Consider the following 509-nt stretch of genomic DNA (forward strand, 5'->3'; position numbering starts at 1 on the left):
TATATTGTGGTATAATTTAAATATGTTAGAAAGTTATTCAGAAAGGAAAGGTAATCAAGATGGATTTTAAAAGAAGCCTAAAAAAAATAAGTTTAGAAGAAATAATAAATGAACTAATGAAATTAGATAAAGATATTAATAGATTTTTATCTAAAACAGGTTATGATTGTAATAATGTTCAACATGACAATGAAGACTTAACGGAAAAATTCCTTTATTTTCAATATTTGTCTGTAGTGGATCAATTGGAAAATGTACATGTACAATTGGATTCCATTCTAGATAAAGTTGATATTCCAGATGAAAATGAAAAGAAAAGAACTACAAGCAATAAAAAAATAAGTTTACAGGAAATAACAAAAGGATTAATTAGATTAGATAAAAGTATTAAAAGGTTATTAACCAAAACAGGTTATGATTGCGATAATATTAAGTATGATAACTATAAATCAAGCAATAAATCTTTATTTGTTGAATGTAGTTCTGTAATTAATCAATTAGAAAACATA

At 23.2% G+C, this 509-nt stretch carries 1 protein-coding gene; it reads left to right on the forward strand.

The genetic code is table 11. From position 1 onward, the window contains the following. Positions 1–59: 59 nt before the first annotated feature. A partial coding sequence (locus MR107_RS30360; RefSeq protein ID WP_242293178.1) for a hypothetical protein occupies positions 60–509 on the forward strand: 450 nt, incomplete at its 3' end.

Source organism: Bacillus cereus group sp. BfR-BA-01441 (assembly GCF_022663075.1).
Lineage (GTDB): Bacteria > Bacillota > Bacilli > Bacillales > Bacillaceae_G > Bacillus_A > Bacillus_A cereus.